This window comes from Pseudonocardia sp. CA-142604 (genome assembly GCF_050948475.1).
Classification (GTDB): Bacteria; Actinomycetota; Actinomycetes; order Mycobacteriales; family Pseudonocardiaceae; genus Pseudonocardia; species Pseudonocardia alaniniphila.
Genome location: NZ_CP192045.1, coordinates 8,383,151 through 8,398,510, shown reverse-complemented (window position 1 = coordinate 8,398,510; position 15,360 = coordinate 8,383,151). Strand labels below are relative to the sequence as shown.

Genomic DNA, 15,360 nt, shown 5'->3' with positions numbered 1-15,360 from the left:
CAGCGCCGGAATCGCACTCTGAGTCCTTCCTCACCGTAGGCAGCACCCCACGCAGCGTCAGCGACAACAGTGACCTCGTCATCGGAATGGAGGGCGTGGCGGTCCGACGCGGGAAGTCGACGCTGCTGCACGACGTCGACTGGTCCGTCGAGCTGGACGAACGTTGGGTGGTGCTCGGGCCGAACGGTGCCGGCAAAACCACTCTTCTGAAGCTGGCCGCGGCCGAGCTGCACCCGACGCAGGGCGCGGTGCACGTACTCGGCGAGCGGCTGGGCCGGGTGAACGTGTTCGAGCTGCGCACCCGGATCGGCCTCACCTCAGCGGCGCTGGGCATGCGCGTGCCGGGCGACGAGACGGTCGAGGACGTCGTTGTGAGCGCCGGGTACGGCGTTCTGGGCCGCTGGCGCGAGCAGTACGACGCCGCCGACACCGACCGTGCGAAGCAGCTTCTCGACGCGCTCGGCATGCTCCCGCTGGCCGAGCGGATGTTCGGCACCCTGTCCGAGGGCGAGCGCAAGCGCACCCTGATCGCGCGGGCGCTGATGACCGACCCCGAACTGCTGCTGCTCGACGAGCCCGCTGCCGGGCTCGACCTCGGCGGCCGCGAGGACCTCGTCTCCCGGCTCGCCACCCTGGCCGCCGATCCCGACGCTCCGGCGTCGGTGCTGGTCACCCACCACGTCGAGGAGATCCCGGTGGGCTACAGCCACGGCCTGCTGCTGCGCCAGGGCGCAGTGGTGGCCGCGGGGCTGCTCGACGACGTGCTGACGAACGAGAACCTGAGCACGACCTTCGGGCTCCCCCTCGCGGTGCAGCGCCGCCGCGGCCGGTACACGGCCTGGCTGCGGTAGCCGCGCGCCCTCCCTCCGTCGTGCACCCGCGACACTAGGGTCGGGCCGTGAGCGAATTCGTGAGGCTCGAGGTCGATGGCGGCGTGGGGACGATCCGGCTGGACCGGCCGCCGATGAACGCGTTCAGCCGGCAGGCGCAGGAGGAGCTGAAGGCGTCCGCGGAGGAGGCCACGCGCCGCGCCGACGTACGGGCGGTGGTCGTCTACGGCGGGGAGAAGGTGTTCGCCGCGGGAGCCGACGTCAAGGAGATGGCCGGCATGTCCATGGCGGACATGGCGCCGGTCGCGCGCAGGCTCTCGGCCTGTCTCGGGGCCCTCTCGGAGATCCCGAAGCCCACGGTCGCGGCGATCACCGGTTACGCGCTCGGCGGTGGGATGGAGGTCGCGCTGGGCTGCGACCGGCGGGTCTGCGGCGACAACGCGAAGCTCGGCCAGCCGGAGATCCTCCTGGGGGTCATCCCGGGCGGCGGCGGCACCCAGCGGATGGCCCGCCTGATCGGGCCGTCGCGGACCAAGGACCTGATCTTCACCGGCCGGATGGTCGACGCGCAGGAGGCGCTGGCCATCGGCCTCGTCGATCAGGTCGTGCCGGCCGATGAGGTGTACTCCGCGGCCCGGAGCTGGGCCGAGCAGTTCGTCGACGGTCCGGCGATGGCACTCGCGGCGGCCAAGAAGGCGATCGACGGCGGTCTCGACGTCGACCTGCGCACCGGCCTCGACCTGGAGGCGGAGTTCTTCGCGGCGCTCTTCGCCACCGAGGACCGGCAGACCGGGATGACGTCGTTCGTGGAGAACGGGCCGGGGAAGGCGAAGTTCAGCGGGCGCTGACGGCGTCCCCCATATGCTCCCTACCCATGAGTACGGACCCGGCCCCCAACCCGCACGCCACCGCTGACGAGGTGGCGGCCGCCCTGCACGACCGGAAGCTGGCCAACGTCCTCTACCACGACTGGGAGGCGGGCTCGTACGACGAGAAGTGGTCCATCTCGTACGACGAGCGCTGCATCACCTATGCCGCTGATCGATTCCGTTACGCGGCCGGTGAGGGCGGCTGGCCCTATGAGCACGCGCTGGAGCTGGGCTGCGGCACCGGGTTCTTCCTGCTCAACCTCATGCAGGCGGGTGTGGCGAAGCGGGGGTCGGTCACCGATCTGTCGCCCGGCATGGTGCAGACCGCCCTGCGCAATGCCCAGGGTCTCGGCCTCGACGTCGACGGGCGGGTGGCCGACGCCGAGACCATCCCGTACCCGGACGCGACGTTCGACCTGGTCGTCGGGCATGCCGTGCTCCACCACATCCCCGACGTGGAGCTCGCGCTGCGCGAGGTGCTGCGGGTGCTGAAGCCGGGCGGCCGGTTCGTGTTCGCCGGGGAGCCGACCACCGTCGGCGACTTCTACGCGCGCCGGCTCGGGGCGCTCACCTGGAAGGCCGCGACGACGATCACGCGGCTGCCCGTCCTCGCCGGCTGGCGACGGCCGCAGGAGGAGCTCGACGAGTCCTCGCGGGCGGCCGCGCTCGAGGCGGTGGTCGACATCCACACCTTCGACCCGGCGGAGCTGGAAGAGACCGCGCGCCGGGCCGGAGCAGGCGACGCACGCGTGGTCACGGAGGAGTTCACCGCGGCGATGCTCGGCTGGCCGGTGCGCACGTTCGAAGCGGCCGTGCCGCCGGGAAAGCTCGGGATGGGCTGGGCGATGTTCGCCTACCGCTCGTGGCAGCGACTGTCCTGGTTGGACCAGAACGTGCTCTCCCGCGTGGTGCCGCGCGGGTGGTTCTACAACGCGCTCGTCACGGGGACCCGATCCCGGTAGTTCCACTGATCCGCACTGCGGCCCGGTCGGCAAGGATGGAGCGGTGAGGACGCCGCAGGCCGACATGGAGCGGCCACTCGTGCCGCTGTGGCGCGGTCTACTGGTGTACCGGGTGCTGGCACTGCTGAGCGCGTCGGCCGTCGTCCTCTACACACTGCCCGAGTTCGCCTCTCCCGTGGGCGCGGTGGTGGTGCTCGTGGTGATGGCTGCCTGGACGGTGCTCAGTGGTTACGCCTACGCCGGCGGCGGCCTGCCCGAAGTGTTGAGGGACCGGCCGGGCCGGGTCGCGATCAGCGACGTCGTCGTCACGGTTGCCGTCATGGCGACGACACCGATCGTGCAGACGCCTGCGCAGTTCGCCGGGGACGCGCCTGTGATGGGCTCGATCTGGACGCCGGGCGCCGTACTCGCCTGTGCGTTGGCCTACGGGATTCGCGGCGGGCTGGCCGGCGCAGTGGTGGTCTCGGCGGCGCTGCTCGCCTTCCAGGCCCACTGGCGCGACGAGCTGAGCGACGTTCAGCTGCTCGTCCTCGCCGGGGTGGTGATCGGCTACGCGTCCACGGTGCTGCGCCGGTCCGCCGAGCGGCTCCGGCTCGCGATCGCTTCCGAGGCGGCGATGGCCGAGCGTGAGCGGCTGGCCCGTGCGGTGCACGACGGCGTGCTGCAGGTGCTGGGGTTCGTGCGGCGCCGCGGCGCCGAGCTGGGCGGGGCCGCCGGGGAGCTGGGCGTGCTCGCCGGGAAGCAGGAGTTCGCGCTGCGGACGTTGCTGACCACCGGCGCGGCGCCCGTCGACGCCAACGGCCGCCGCGATCTCGCGGCCGCGCTGCGGATGCTCGGCTCCGAGCACGTCTCCGTGTCGACGCCGGCGCAGCCCGTCGAGCTCGGCGCGCACGTCGTCGACGAGCTGGTGGCGGTGGCGGCTGCCGCGCTGGCGAACGTCGCGGTGCACGTCGGCCCCGATGCACCGGCGTGGGTACTGCTCGACGACACCGGGGCCGGCGTGGAGATCAGCGTGCGCGACGAGGGACCGGGCATTCCCGACGGCAGGCTGGAGGAGGCGGAGGCCGAGGGGCGGATCGGGGTGGCCCGCTCGATGCGCGGCCGGGTGATCGACCTGGGTGGCACGATCTCCTGCGACACCGGGCCGGGCCGGGGTACGGACTGGACCATCAGGTTTCCCAAGCGGGAGGTGCCGGCATGACGGAGCCCGAGATGATCACCGTGATGGTGGTTGACGACCACCCGATCTGGCGCGAGGGCGTGGCCAGGGATTTGACCGAACGCGGCCTGACGGTCGTCGCCACCGCGGCCGACGCGGACGCCGCGGTGCGGATCGCCGCAGCGGCCCGCCCACGCGTGGTGCTGATGGATCTCAACCTTGACGGCACGTCAGGTGTCCGGGCGATCGAGGGGATCCTGCAGAAGCTGCCGGAGACCCGGATCCTCGTGCTCTCGGCGAGCGGCGAGCACACCGACGTGCTGGAAGCGGTGAAGGCCGGGGCCACCGGATACCTCCTGAAGTCGGCAGGCGCCGACGAGTTGCTCGCGGCGGTGCAGCGCACGGCCGAGGGCTTCCCGGTGTTCACCCCCGGGCTGGCCGGGCTGGTACTCGGGGAGTACCGGCGGCTCGCGGGCGAGTCGGACGGCCCCGCGGTTCCTGCGCTCACCGAGCGGGAGACCGAGGTGCTGCGACTGGTGGCGAAGGGCCTCACGGCCCGGCAGATCGGCGAGCGTCTCGTGCTGTCGCACCGCACGGTCGAGAGCCACGTGCAGAGCACGCTGCGCAAGCTGCAGATGCACAATCGCGCCCAGCTCGTGCGTTACGCCATTGAGCGAGGATTGGCCGGGGACTGATCACCCGGTGTGGTTGTCGTGTGGCGAACGGGTGATCATTTCTGAACGGATTCCGCGTGGCGTAGCTCCTTGGGAGGATCCGCGACATGTTCGCGGGCGCGCCGCTGGGGCGGGTGACAGGCTCGACGGTGGGCACGGGGCCCGCGATCACCGCCGTGCTGGTCGGTGAGCCCGCCGTAGGCGCGTACTCCGCGCGCGAGTTGGCTCGCTGCGGCGTCGAACTGCTGCACGCGGTCGCCATCCGGGGCGCCCTGCAGGTGGTGTTCGAACTGCGCCCGCGGGTGGTCGTCGTCGATCTCGCAGACGGCCCCACCGCACTGGCGGTGATCGGGTCGATCGCTGCTGCGGTCCCCCAGACCCCGGTGCTCACCCTCAGCGCTGCTCCCGACCATGCCACCGTGCTCGCCGCGGTGCGGGCCGGTGCCACGAGCCATCTCGTCGCGCCTGCCACCGCGCAGGAGCTGGCCGACGCCCTGCGGCGCACCGCAACCGGGCACGCCGTGTTCAGCCCCGGGCTCGCCGACGTCGTGCTGGAGGAGTTCGGCCGTCCGGCCGACCTGCTGGACGGCTCGCGGCGGCTCACCGAGCGGGAGGCCGACGTGTTGCGGTTGGTGGTCGACGGCCTCACCGCCCGCCAGATCGCCGCCCGGCTGGTCCTCTCGCCGCGCACGGTGGAGAACCACGTGCAGAACGTCCTGCGCAAGCTGCGGTTGCGCAGCCGCGCCGCGCTGGTGCGCTACGCCATCGAGAACGGACTGGCCTGACGCCCTCAGCCCAGGCGCAGCAGGCGGGTCAGGATCTCGGTCAGCACGGCGTCGACTTCGGCGTCGACGGCAACGAGCACCGATGGGGCATCGACGTCCGCAAACGCCACGGTGGCACCGCGGGCCGGGCCGAGGTCGCACGCCACCTGGATCGGCATCGGCGTGGTCGCCAGTACGCCGGGCGTCACCGCCTCCAGCACGGCCACCGCGTCGTGCAACGCGACGGCGTCGATGCCGTAGCGGGCGAGGTAGGCCGCGCGATAGTGGGTGATCGTCTCGGCCAGTGCGGCACACCGCGAGCCGCCGGAAGCCAGGGTCTCGATCCAGGCCGGACCCGCCGGGCATCGCAGGGTCATGTCGAGCGGCACCATCGTGACCGGGACGGCGGGCTGGGTGAGCACCCGGTGGGCGGCCTCAGGATCCGAGTGGATGTTGAACTCCGCGACGCCGCTGATGTTGCCCTCTCCCAGCGCGCCGCCCATCACGATGATGCGACCGATCCGGGGTGCCAGCTCCGGGTGGACCGCGAGCAGCAGCGCGATGTTGGTGAGCGGCCCGATCCCCGCGATCGTCACCGGCTCGCTCGCCGCGCTCAGCACGGCGGCCATCAGCCCGACGGCGCCGCGTGGGTCCGGCTCGGCGGCCGGGGCGGGCAGCATCTCGGCCCGCCCGCCGAGCCCGTCGCCCCCGTGCCAGGCCTCGGCGCGCTTGCGCTGCGGGTGAACGAGCGGGCGGGTGGCGCCCCGGCCGACCGGCACGTCGGAGCGGTCGCACAGAGCGAGAAGACGCCCGGCGTTCTCGGTGGTCCGGGGCTGCGGGACATTGCCGAACACCGTGGTCACAGCCAGCAGTTCGATCTCCGGTGAGGCCAGCGCCAGCATGATCGCGACGGCGTCGTCCACGCCGGGGTCGGTGTCGATGATGAGCGGTGTGGGGCGGGTCGGCGCGCTCACAGGACAGCCTCCAGTTCTGCGGCGGTGGGCAGAGACGGCTGGGCCCCGGCCTTCGTCGCGGCCAGTGCACCGGCGGCGCACGCCCTCCGCAGGGCGTCGGAGTCGGGCGCGCCGTCGAGCAGGGCAACGGTCAGGGCGGCGGTGAAGGCGTCACCCGCCGCGGTGCCGTCGACGGCGTCGATCGGCGGGGGCTCCGCACGGGCCACTTCCTTGCCGCCGCGGCGCAGCACGGCCCCCTCGGCGCCGGCGGTGACCGCCACGGCGCCGGCCGCGTCCAGCCCGTCGATCGCGGCGTACTCCGCCGTGTTGACGACCACCAGGTCGACCTTGCGGAGCAGCTCATCCGAGAGCGCACGCGCCGGAGTGGCGTTGAGCACGACGAGCCCCGAGGCCTGCTCGGCGGCAGCCGCCACCGCGGTGTCGGGAACGCCCAGGACGGTGAGCACGGCATCCGCGCCGCGCACGTCGTCCGGGCCGACCTGGAGGGTCGCGTTCGCACCCGCAGCGGCGACGATCATGGTCTCGCCGGAGTCGTCGACGATGATCACGGCATGGCCGGTGGAGCGGCCAGGCTCGCGGCGCAGCCCGTCGAGCCCCACTCCGTCCTGACGCAGCAGGGCAAGCGCCTCGTCGCCCGCGGCGTCGTCGCCGACCGCGGCCACGAGATTCACCTCGGCGCCGAGCCTGCGAGCGGCGAGTGCCTGGTTCGCGCCCTTCCCGCCCGGCACGCGGCACAGGTCACCGGCGGCCAGCGACTCCCCGGGAGCGGGCAGGCGGTGCACGCGGGCCACGAGGTCGATGTTCACGCTGCCGACGACAGCGATCCGGGGCACTCCGCGGACGATGGCCGACCGTGCGGGCCTGCGCAAGGCCTTCACCCGCTGATCAGCGGGTCGGGTCGGGAAAGTGCGCTCACAGGACGGCCGCCAGTTCCGCGGCGGTGGGCAGCGACGGCTGGGCCCCGGCCTTCGTCACGGCCAGCGCACCGGCGGCGCAGGCCCCGCGCAGGGCGTCGGCGTCGGACGCGCCGTCGAGCAGGGCCACCGTGAGTGCGGCCGTGAAGGCGTCACCCGCCGCGGTGCCGTCGACGACGTCCACCGGTGGGGGCTGTGCGGAGGCCACCTCCCGGCCGTCCCGGCGCAGCACCGCGCCCTTGGCGCCTGCGGTGACGGCGACGGCCCTGGCCGCGTCGAGCCCCTCGATCGCGGCGTACTCCGCGGTGTTGACGACCACGAGGTCGATCCGGCGGAGCAGCTCGGACGGGAGCGCCCGCGCGGGAGCGGCGTTGAGCACGACGAGCCCGGTCGCGTGCTGCACGGCGGCAGCCACCGCGCTGTCGGGGATCTCCAGCACGGTGAGCACCGCATCCGCGCCGCGGACGTCGTCCGGGCTCACGTCGAGGGTGGCGTTCGCCCCGGCTGCGACGACGATCGTGGTCTCGCCGGAGTCGTCCACGGTGATCAGTGCATGGCCCGTGGGGTGCCCGTGCTCGCGGCGCAGCCCGTCGAGCCGTACTCCGTCGTGCTGGAGCAGAGCGAGGGCCTCGTCGCCTGCGGCGTCGTCACCGACTGCGGCCACCAGCGTCACGTCGGCGCCCAGGCGGCGAGCCGCAAGCGCCTGGTTGGCGCCCTTCCCGCCCGGCACCCGGCGCAGGTCACCCGCGGCCAGCGTCTCCCCGGGAGCGGGCAACCGGGGCACGCGGGCCACGAGATCGAGGTTGACGCTGCCGACGACCGCGATCCGGGGCACCCCGCGGACGATGGTCGATCACGCAGGCCTGCGCAAGCACCCTCACTCCGACCGCGTCGGTTCGCTCTCGTTGCTCGAATCGAGGTCGTGCCCGGCGCGCTCGGTGGTGCTCCCACCACCCCCGCTGGATCGGTCGGGCGTGGCCGGGTCGGCGTCGGGATCGGCGGCGCGATACGCGCGTTCGTCCTCCGGGCCGGCAGCCGTGGGGTTGTCGACCCGCCGCGAGACGACCCGGTCCTCCTCGGTGGCGCTCGGCGGCTCGGGTCCGCCGATGCGCGAGCTCTCGGTGGTCACCGCCGCGACTACCCGGGCGGCAGCGGAGGGGAAACGCGCCGGTCCTATCGTCGGGTCATGACCAGCATGTGGGGGGCGCCCATGCGCGAGCGCTGGGGGCGGGCATCGAGGCGCGACCCGCGGCAGGCCAGGTTCCTCACGCTCGCCTCGCTGCGCTGGGTGATCCGCAACCGCGCCTACACGCCCTGGTACCTGGTCCGGTACTGGAGACTTCTGCGGTTCCGCTTGGCGAACCCCCACGTGATCTTGCGCGGAATGGTGTTCCTCGGCAAACGCGTGGAGCTGCATGCACGGCCGGGTTACGGGCGGCTCGAGATCGGCCGATGGGTGCACATAGGCGATGGCAACTCGCTGCGCTGCCACGAAGGCTCGCTGCGGATCGGCGACAAGGTCGTTCTCGGCAAGGACAACACCATCAACTGCTATCTCGATGTCGAGGTCGGCGCATCCACGATCGTGGCGGACTGGGTGTACGTCACGGACTTCGACCATCGCACCGAGGACGTTCACGTTCCCATCAAGGACCAGGGCATCGTGAAGACGCCGGTACGCATCGGGCCCGATTGCTGGGTCGGGGTGAAAGCGTCAATCCTGCGTGGCACGAGGGTGGGGCGGGGTTCGGTGCTCGGCGCGCACGCCGTGGTACGTGGCGACATCCCTGAGTACTCGGTGGCAGTTGGCGCACCGGCGAGAGTTGTGCGCAACCGCCTGGCCGACTACGAGGCGGGCGCCGACCGCCGCGCTGCTCTCGCCGACATCGCGCGCAAGACGGAGGCCGCTGTACACGAGCGTGTCGCGCAAAGTTCCAGTAGTGCGGTCGTCAAGAAGGGTTAACAAACTCTGAATCGATGTGAGCTGCGGCAACTATGGTAACGGATGCGGCCCGTCCTGCGTTGGAATAGGCGTCGGAGAAACCCCGAAGCCCAGGAACAGGTGCCTCATGAAGGACGACACCGTCCGCCGCCTCAATGCTCTCGACCAGGAGTACACCGCGGCCGTCAACTCTGCCGTGGCGGAGGACCGCGACGACCTCATCCAGCAGCTCATCGCCGAGTACCCCGACGCCGCTCTGGAGATCATGAACGACGAGGCGGCCTGATCACCGCCACGGGCGCGCTGCGTCCGAAGACGTTGCCAGTAGGAATCTTCGGCCGGCCCAGCTGGGTCGGCCCCTCTACGGGTGCTGCTGCGTACACCGCAGCGGTACCTGCGGCGATACGGGCCCAGTCGAAGTCGACGGCGAGCCGTGCCCGTGCCGTGTCAGCGCGCCGTGCCGCGGCCTTCGGGTCGTCGAGCACGGCGCCGACCGCGCTTGCGAGCGCCGTGACGTCCCCCGGCGCGAACGACAGCCCGGTCTCCCCGTCGACCACCACCTCGCCCAGGCCGCCCGCCGTCGACGCCACGAGTGGCGCTCCGGCCGCCGCCGTCTCCAGGGCCACGATCCCGAACGGCTCGTAGCGGCTCGGCAGCACCACCACGTCGACGGCCGCCAGCAGGGCCACCAGATCGTCGTCGGGCAGATGCCCGAGAAAGCCGACGCTCCGCCGCACCCGGTGCGTCCGTGCCGTCCCCACGAGCATCTCCGCGGCGGTGCCCGTGCCCGCTATCAACGCCTTCGTGCCCGGATGCGCGCGGCGGACCCTGGGCAGCGCCGCGATCAGGTCCTGCACGCCCTTCTCGTACTCCAAGCGTCCGAAGTAGAGGAGTAATGGTTCCCCGCGGGGTGCGAACCGCTGCCGGGCGGCCGTGACACGGGACTCGTCGGCACGCCAGCGCCGGGGCGAGATGCCGTTGTGCAGCACAGCGATACGGGCCGGGTCCAGCTCGAACAACTCGGCGGCCTCGTCGCGCATCGCGGTGGAACACGTGATCACGGTGTCCGCCCGGTTGGCGAGCCACCATTCCGTTGAGTGCACCTGACGGCTCAGCGGTGAGGACAGCCATCCCGCGTACCGGCCCGCTTCAGTGGCGTGGATGGTGGCCACGAGCGGCACGCCGAACACGTCCGCCAGTGCGATGGCGGGGTGGGCTACGAGCCAGTCATGGGCGTGGATGACGTCCGGGCGCCATCCCGCGATCCTTGTGAGCGCCGTGCGGAGCAGCGCGTGCCCCATCGCGAGCGTCCACGCCACCATGTCGCGTTCGAACTCGAGGTGCGCTGGATCCTCGGCGACCCGCAGGACCCGCACGCCCTCCACGACCTCGTCGACCGTCGGGTGCGTGCCGGCGTCGGTGCCGCTCGGCTGCCGGGACAGGACGACGACGTCGTGGCCGGCCGCCGCCAGTTCCGTCGCGAGGGCGTGCACGTGCCGGCCCAGGCCTCCGACCACCACCGGCGGGTACTCCCACGACACCATCAGCACCCGCACACATCGGAACCTATCCCGCGGTGGGACCCGGCCCCGAGGACGCCCCATCCCGTCGTGAGTTCAGGTGGTGGTCGAGGACACGGCTCAGCAGGTCGGTCAGCTCGGCCCGTTCGTGCTGTGAGAGGGGCGCGAGCAGCGCGTCCTGCACGCCGTCCAGCGTGGCGCCGAGGCGGTGGAGCCGGTCGATCCCGGCGTCGGTGATCGTGATGATGTTGCGCCTGCGGTCGGCCGGATCGTGGGCACGTACCACCAGCTTCTGCTCGGCGAGCTCGGTGACCGCCTCCACGACGTAACTGCGGTCGATCCGGCAGCGCCGCCCCAGCTCCGCCTGGCTGGCGGGGCCGAACTCCTCGAGCGCGGCGAGAAGCGCGTAGTGATACCGGCGCCATTCGCCGGCATCGAACGCCTCTCCCAGTAGCCGGCCCGCGTACGTCGCGAGGTGCGTGATGAGCCACGTGGGCTTGGAGTGCAGGCGGGTGGGAGTCCGGCGGTCCGCTGGGTTGTCCACGCAACGAGGCTACAACTGTTGGCCTGGCCCACAATCCCCGCTACTGTTGGCTGCGCCAACGTTGGTCTAGCCAACATTCTTGCTTGGAGAAACCATGCTCAGCCCGTACCGCATCGAGATCCCCCAGAGCACCCTCGACGACCTGGCCGACCGTCTGGCGCGCACCCGCTGGCCCGACGAACCGCCCGCCGCCGGGTGGGACTTCGGTATCCCGCTGACCCGCGTTCAGGAGCTCGCCGAGCACTGGCAGAAGGCCTACGACTGGCGCGAGCACGAGGCCGAGCTGAACAGGTACCCGCAGTTCGTCACGGAGATCGACGGGCAGCGCATCCATCTCCTGCACGTGCGGTGTGCCGACCCGGACGCGCTGCCGCTCGTCCTCACGCACGGCTGGCCCGGATCGATCGTCGAGTTCCTCGACGTCGTCGAACCGCTCTCGCGCGACTTCCATCTCGTGATCCCGTCGATTCCCGGGTTCGGCTTCTCCGGCCCCACCAGGGAGCGGGGCTGGGACGTGCAGCGGGTGGCCCGGGCGTGGGCCGAGTTGATGCGCAGGCTCGGCTACGACCGCTACGGCGCCCAGGGTGGCGACTGGGGGTCGGCGATCTCCCGCGCCCTCGCTGCCGTCGCACCTGACCACGTCGTCGGTGTGCATCTGAACTACCTGCCGACCCCACCGCCGCCGGAGGGCGAGGAGGACGGCCTCTCCGAGTCGGATCTCGACCGTCTGGCGCGCACCAGGCGCTACCTCGCCCACCAGCCCGGGGTCCGCGTGCTGAACGCCACCCGGCCGCAGTCGGTGGCGTACGCGCTGACCGACTCACCGGTCGGGCAGCTCGCCTGGCTCGCCGACGTGTTCGCCGAGTGGGGCGACCCGAGTGGGGCGGTTCCGGTCGACCGCCTGCTCACCAACGTCATGCTCTACTGGCTCACCGGTACGGCCGGTTCGTCGGCGCGGCTGAATCGCGAGAGCCCGCTCGGCCCGCTGCCCTGTCCGGCGCCGGTGGGCGTCGCCGTCTTCGCCCACGACGTCACCCTGCCGATCAGGTCCCTGGCGGAGCGCGCCTACAAGATCACGCACTGGTCGGAGTTCGACGAGGGCGGCCACTTCGCAGCGCTGGAAGCTCCGGCCCTGCTTGCAGGAGACGTCCGCGCCTTCTTCCGCGACATGGACACGCATCGCTGATCCGCGGGCGGTCGAACAGCGTCAGGTGTCCATGTCGCGCTAGAGGGTGCGGGCGTCGATGTGACCGAAGGGAGCCGGCGGCCAGGACGTCATCCTGCGGATGGCCGATGCCCGGCCCTCGGGGGTCAGCAGGCCGGCCAGCTCCTCCACGCGGTTGGCATGTCCGTACGCGCGCTCCCGGGCGTAGCCGGCGGCGGAGTCCTTGCTGACCATGAAGGCCCAATCGCTGGACAGCGCGAGGAGGGCCTCCTGCGCGAGGCGGTCGCGCAGGGGGTCTCGCGTCCGCGCCGGCGTTACCTCACCGAGCAGCGCCTTCTGCACGCGCTCGTTGAGCGCCACCAGGTCCGCCACCGGCTCCCCGGCCCACACCCGCCAGTCCTTGCCCGACCCCCACGACGACGGCGGCAGCTCGACAGGTTCACCGATCAGCCCCGCCGCAACGGCCCCGCGCAGCGTCGTCACGCGGACGCCGGCGGCGGGTAGCGCGCGCAGCACCGCCTCCAGCCAGGCCGGTCCCTCGTGCCACCAGTGCCCGAAGAGCTCCGTGTCGAAGGCGGCCACGGTCAGCGCGGGCCGCTCGAGCCGTTCGCGCAGGCCGAGAAGCCGTTCTCGGACGATCGACACGAAGTCGGCGGCATCCCGCGCCACGGCGGCCGCGGCCCGCTCGGGGTCGTAGGGGTGCTTCTTCTCCGGCGGCACCGACCGTCCGGTGACGCGCGCGGGCTTCAGTCCGGACGGGTGGTCGAACGTGTGGAAGTCGCGGTAGTCGCGGTCGCCGGGATAGCCCGAGCGTGGTGACCAGACGCGGTAGGTGACCTCCAGGTCACGGCCGAACGCCAGCACGTCGGAGCTCCCGACCGGGCGGGCGAGCGCGGTATCGCCGCGCAGCGCCGGCCCGTCGACGAGGAACCGACGCACACCGGCCGAGGCGTACCCGTGCTCCATCCCCGGCGCGTAGCCGCACTCGGGAGCCCAGATGCCCGCCGGTCGGGTGCCGAGCCGGATGGTCGCGTCGGTGAGTCCCGTCTCGAGCGCGAACGTCCGGACCTCGGGCAGCAGCATCGGCGCGAACGGATGCGTCGCAGGCCCGCCGAGCAGCTCCAGGGCGCCCGCGTCGGCGAGGCGGCGCAACACCGGCGACGCCCCGTGGCGCCACCGGGACTCGAACAACCTAAGCGCGGCGGTCGCGGCGCGATGCTCGTACGTGGCCAGGTCGGGCAGTCGTGGGGCCGCGCCGTGGGCACGCAGCAGCCAGCCACCGAGCCACTCGTGCATGCCACGCAGGCAGTGCGGGTCGTCCAGCTGCGCGGCGAGTACGGGCGTGACGCCGAGGGTCAGCAGGTCGCGGTGGCCCTCGGCGGCGAGCCGCTCGACGACGTCGAGCACCGGGAGGTAGGCGTGCGCCCACGACTGGTAGAGCCACTCCTCCCCGACGGGCCAGCGCCCGTGGTGGGCGAGCCACGGCAGGTGGCTGTGCAGTACCAGGCAGAACGTGCCGGCGGGGTCGCTCACGGGCGCACGGCGAGGGCGACGAGATCCAGGCTCGCGTCCGGGTCGCCCGCGGTGAGCTCGAAGTCGGCACACGTCACGGAGGTGACGTCGCGCAGCAGCGCCGCAGGCCAGCCCTCGCCCGAGAGTGCGACCTCCACCTGCGCGTCGACGATCGAGCCGCCGTGGCGCGCGTCGATGTCGCGCAGCCGCGGCCCGTGGTGCAGCCCGAGGATCTCGACGTCGGCGAACCCGGCGTCGCGGACCAGCCCGGCCAGCTCGGCCGCGGACAGCTCACGGGTGTGGAACGGGTTGAGCGGGGTGTCGCGCCCGGGTGAGAACGTGAGCCGGTTGGGAGTGGACAGCGCCACCGTGCCGCCCGGGCGCACCACGCGGAAGCACTCGCGCAGGAACCGCTCCTGCTCCCAGAGGTGCTCGATCACCTGCAGGGACACGAGCGCGTCACAGACCTCGTCACGCACCGGGAGCGCCACGAGGTTGGCGCGCGCGGGGGCGACGCGCGGGTAGCGCCGGGCCACGTGCGCGACGGCGAGCGGGTCGTAGTCCACGGCCAGCACGGTGGGGGCGCTCCCGGCCAGCAGATCGGCGCCGTAACCCTCCCCGCATCCGGCCTCGAGCACGACGCCACTGGAGCAGCGGGTACGCAGGGCCTCGTAGACCACCTCGTGCCGGCGGAACCAGTAGTTCTCCTCCGGGATGCCGGGCACGGTTCGCTCGCCGGTGAGGGGCAGCGCCTGAACGCCGATGTCGGTCATCGCGGGAGGACCACGGACGAGCTGATCGCCTGCGCACCGGAGTGAGATCTCACGCGCGGACCGTCTCAGACGGCACCGAGGAGGTCCACAACAGCCCTCGCGCAGTTCGGCGCATGGCCGGTGGACGTCGTCGAGCGAGCGCGCGTGGAGCCGCCCGGGACGTAACAAGCGGCCGTCCGCAGCGATCGAGCAGGTGCAGCCCCCCAGCGCAGGGGCGCGGCAAAGGGGGCGGCACATGACGCACGACGGGCCACCGCAGCAGCCGAACCTTCAGCGCCGGCTCGGGCGGCGCACGACGTGGCCATGGGTGGTCGGCGCGGGCGTACTCCTGCTCGGCGTGGTCATCGCTACCGGAGTGCGAATCTCGCCGCCGTCGAACAGCGCGTCGATGCCACCGCCTCCCCACCGCGCGGTCGACGCGCGGGAGTGGCAGGTCATCGCGAAGGACCCTGATGCCTACCAGGGCGAGCGCATCGTCGTGTACGGGCACGTGACCCAGATCGACCCCGCCGCGGGCGAATCCACCGTCCGTGCCAACGTCGACGGCATCGCGCACGATGGTGAGGACCGCGCCTATCTGAAGTACACGACGAACACGATGCTCAGTGGGGACGCGAAAGCTCTCGACGGCGTCGTCAGCGGGGATCTGTTCACCGCGGAGGTCACCGTGCGCGGGTCGATGTCGTACGACACGCAGGTCGGGGGGAACGCGACGGTGCCCGTGCTCGCGATCGACTCCATCCACGTGACGGGCTAGC

The 15,360-nt window shown here is 72.2% G+C and carries 18 protein-coding genes; 10 read left to right on the top strand and 8 right to left on the bottom strand.

The window, feature by feature from the left end:
• Positions 1 to 86: 86 nt before the first annotated feature.
• The 6 genes from ACQPZQ_RS38040 to ACQPZQ_RS38015 all read left to right on the top strand — a co-directional run bounded on the left by ACQPZQ_RS38040 (position 87) and on the right by ACQPZQ_RS38015 (position 5,279).
• Positions 87 to 851: an ABC transporter ATP-binding protein gene (locus ACQPZQ_RS38040; RefSeq protein WP_433299557.1), complete on the top strand. Its 765-nt coding sequence runs from the start codon at positions 87 to 89 to the stop codon at positions 849 to 851.
• Between the two features lie 47 nt (positions 852 to 898).
• Entirely contained in the window at positions 899 to 1,678 is a 780-nt protein-coding gene (locus ACQPZQ_RS38035) for an enoyl-CoA hydratase/isomerase family protein (RefSeq protein ID WP_433289146.1), read from the top strand.
• Positions 1,679 to 1,704: 26 nt separating this feature from the next.
• On the top strand, positions 1,705 to 2,661 hold the full coding sequence (locus tag ACQPZQ_RS38030) for a class I SAM-dependent methyltransferase (protein WP_433289144.1): 957 nt from the start codon (positions 1,705 to 1,707) through the stop codon (positions 2,659 to 2,661).
• Between the two features lie 43 nt (positions 2,662 to 2,704).
• Entirely contained in the window at positions 2,705 to 3,862 is a 1,158-nt protein-coding gene (gene macS, locus ACQPZQ_RS38025; protein WP_433289142.1) for a MacS family sensor histidine kinase, read from the top strand.
• Positions 3,859 to 4,515: a response regulator gene (locus ACQPZQ_RS38020; RefSeq protein ID WP_433289140.1), complete on the top strand. Its 657-nt coding sequence runs from the start codon at positions 3,859 to 3,861 to the stop codon at positions 4,513 to 4,515. Before macS ends, ACQPZQ_RS38020 begins: the two co-directional genes overlap by 4 nt.
• A gap of 86 nt (positions 4,516 to 4,601) precedes the next feature.
• The gene (locus tag ACQPZQ_RS38015) at positions 4,602 to 5,279 is read left to right on the top strand and encodes a response regulator transcription factor (RefSeq protein ID WP_433289138.1); all 678 of its coding nucleotides are present in this window, start codon (positions 4,602 to 4,604) and stop codon (positions 5,277 to 5,279) included.
• A gap of 5 nt (positions 5,280 to 5,284) precedes the next feature.
• On the opposite strand, the gene ACQPZQ_RS38010 is transcribed toward ACQPZQ_RS38015, so the two are convergent.
• The 4 genes from ACQPZQ_RS38010 to ACQPZQ_RS37995 all read right to left on the bottom strand — a co-directional run bounded on the left by ACQPZQ_RS38010 (position 5,285) and on the right by ACQPZQ_RS37995 (position 8,275).
• Entirely contained in the window at positions 5,285 to 6,232 is a 948-nt protein-coding gene (locus ACQPZQ_RS38010; protein ID WP_433289136.1) for a nucleoside hydrolase, read from the bottom strand.
• Positions 6,229 to 7,065: a PfkB family carbohydrate kinase gene (locus ACQPZQ_RS38005; protein WP_433289135.1), complete on the bottom strand. Its 837-nt coding sequence runs from the start codon at positions 7,063 to 7,065 to the stop codon at positions 6,229 to 6,231. The genes ACQPZQ_RS38010 and ACQPZQ_RS38005 overlap by 4 nt, the downstream gene beginning before the upstream one ends.
• 79 nt (positions 7,066 to 7,144) lie before the next feature.
• On the bottom strand, positions 7,145 to 7,981 hold the full coding sequence (locus ACQPZQ_RS38000) for a ribokinase (RefSeq protein ID WP_433289132.1): 837 nt from the start codon (positions 7,979 to 7,981) through the stop codon (positions 7,145 to 7,147).
• Positions 7,982 to 8,023: 42 nt separating this feature from the next.
• Complete coding sequence (locus tag ACQPZQ_RS37995) at positions 8,024 to 8,275, bottom strand: hypothetical protein (RefSeq protein WP_433289130.1); 252 nt, start codon at positions 8,273 to 8,275, stop codon at positions 8,024 to 8,026.
• A 57-nt stretch (positions 8,276 to 8,332) separates the two neighbouring features.
• Between ACQPZQ_RS37995 and ACQPZQ_RS37990 the strand changes: the two genes are divergently transcribed.
• Both ACQPZQ_RS37990 and ACQPZQ_RS37985 read left to right on the top strand, forming a co-directional pair.
• Positions 8,333 to 9,109, top strand: coding sequence for an acyltransferase (locus tag ACQPZQ_RS37990; protein WP_433289128.1), 777 nt, complete (start codon positions 8,333 to 8,335; stop codon positions 9,107 to 9,109).
• 106 nt (positions 9,110 to 9,215) lie between these two features.
• Positions 9,216 to 9,374, top strand: a complete 159-nt coding sequence (locus ACQPZQ_RS37985) for a hypothetical protein (RefSeq protein ID WP_241035951.1) — start codon at positions 9,216 to 9,218, stop codon at positions 9,372 to 9,374.
• Here the strand turns inward: ACQPZQ_RS37985 and ACQPZQ_RS37980 are convergent.
• Positions 9,352 to 10,644, bottom strand: coding sequence for a glycosyltransferase family 4 protein (locus ACQPZQ_RS37980; RefSeq protein WP_433289126.1), 1,293 nt, complete (start codon positions 10,642 to 10,644; stop codon positions 9,352 to 9,354). The genes ACQPZQ_RS37985 and ACQPZQ_RS37980 overlap by 23 nt on opposite strands.
• Positions 10,645 to 10,654: 10 nt before the next feature.
• Positions 10,655 to 11,152, bottom strand: coding sequence for a MarR family winged helix-turn-helix transcriptional regulator (locus ACQPZQ_RS37975; RefSeq protein WP_433289124.1), 498 nt, complete (start codon positions 11,150 to 11,152; stop codon positions 10,655 to 10,657).
• A 94-nt stretch (positions 11,153 to 11,246) separates the two neighbouring features.
• Here ACQPZQ_RS37975 and ACQPZQ_RS37970 point away from each other — a divergent pair, with 94 nt between their 5' ends.
• A complete protein-coding gene (locus ACQPZQ_RS37970; RefSeq protein WP_433289122.1) occupies positions 11,247 to 12,338 on the top strand; it encodes an epoxide hydrolase family protein in 1,092 nt (363 codons plus the stop codon).
• 39 nt (positions 12,339 to 12,377) lie between these two features.
• Here ACQPZQ_RS37970 and ACQPZQ_RS37965 read toward each other — a convergent pair whose 3' ends face one another.
• Complete coding sequence (locus tag ACQPZQ_RS37965) at positions 12,378 to 13,850, bottom strand: 1,4-alpha-glucan branching protein domain-containing protein (protein WP_433289120.1); 1,473 nt, start codon at positions 13,848 to 13,850, stop codon at positions 12,378 to 12,380.
• A complete protein-coding gene (locus ACQPZQ_RS37960) occupies positions 13,847 to 14,602 on the bottom strand; it encodes a class I SAM-dependent methyltransferase (protein ID WP_433289119.1) in 756 nt (251 codons plus the stop codon). The genes ACQPZQ_RS37965 and ACQPZQ_RS37960 overlap by 4 nt, the downstream gene beginning before the upstream one ends.
• A 235-nt stretch (positions 14,603 to 14,837) precedes the next feature.
• On the opposite strand from ACQPZQ_RS37960, the gene ACQPZQ_RS37955 reads away from it, so the two are divergent.
• Complete coding sequence (locus tag ACQPZQ_RS37955) at positions 14,838 to 15,359, top strand: hypothetical protein (protein WP_433289117.1); 522 nt, start codon at positions 14,838 to 14,840, stop codon at positions 15,357 to 15,359.
• The last annotated feature ends 1 nt before the right edge of the window (position 15,360 follow it).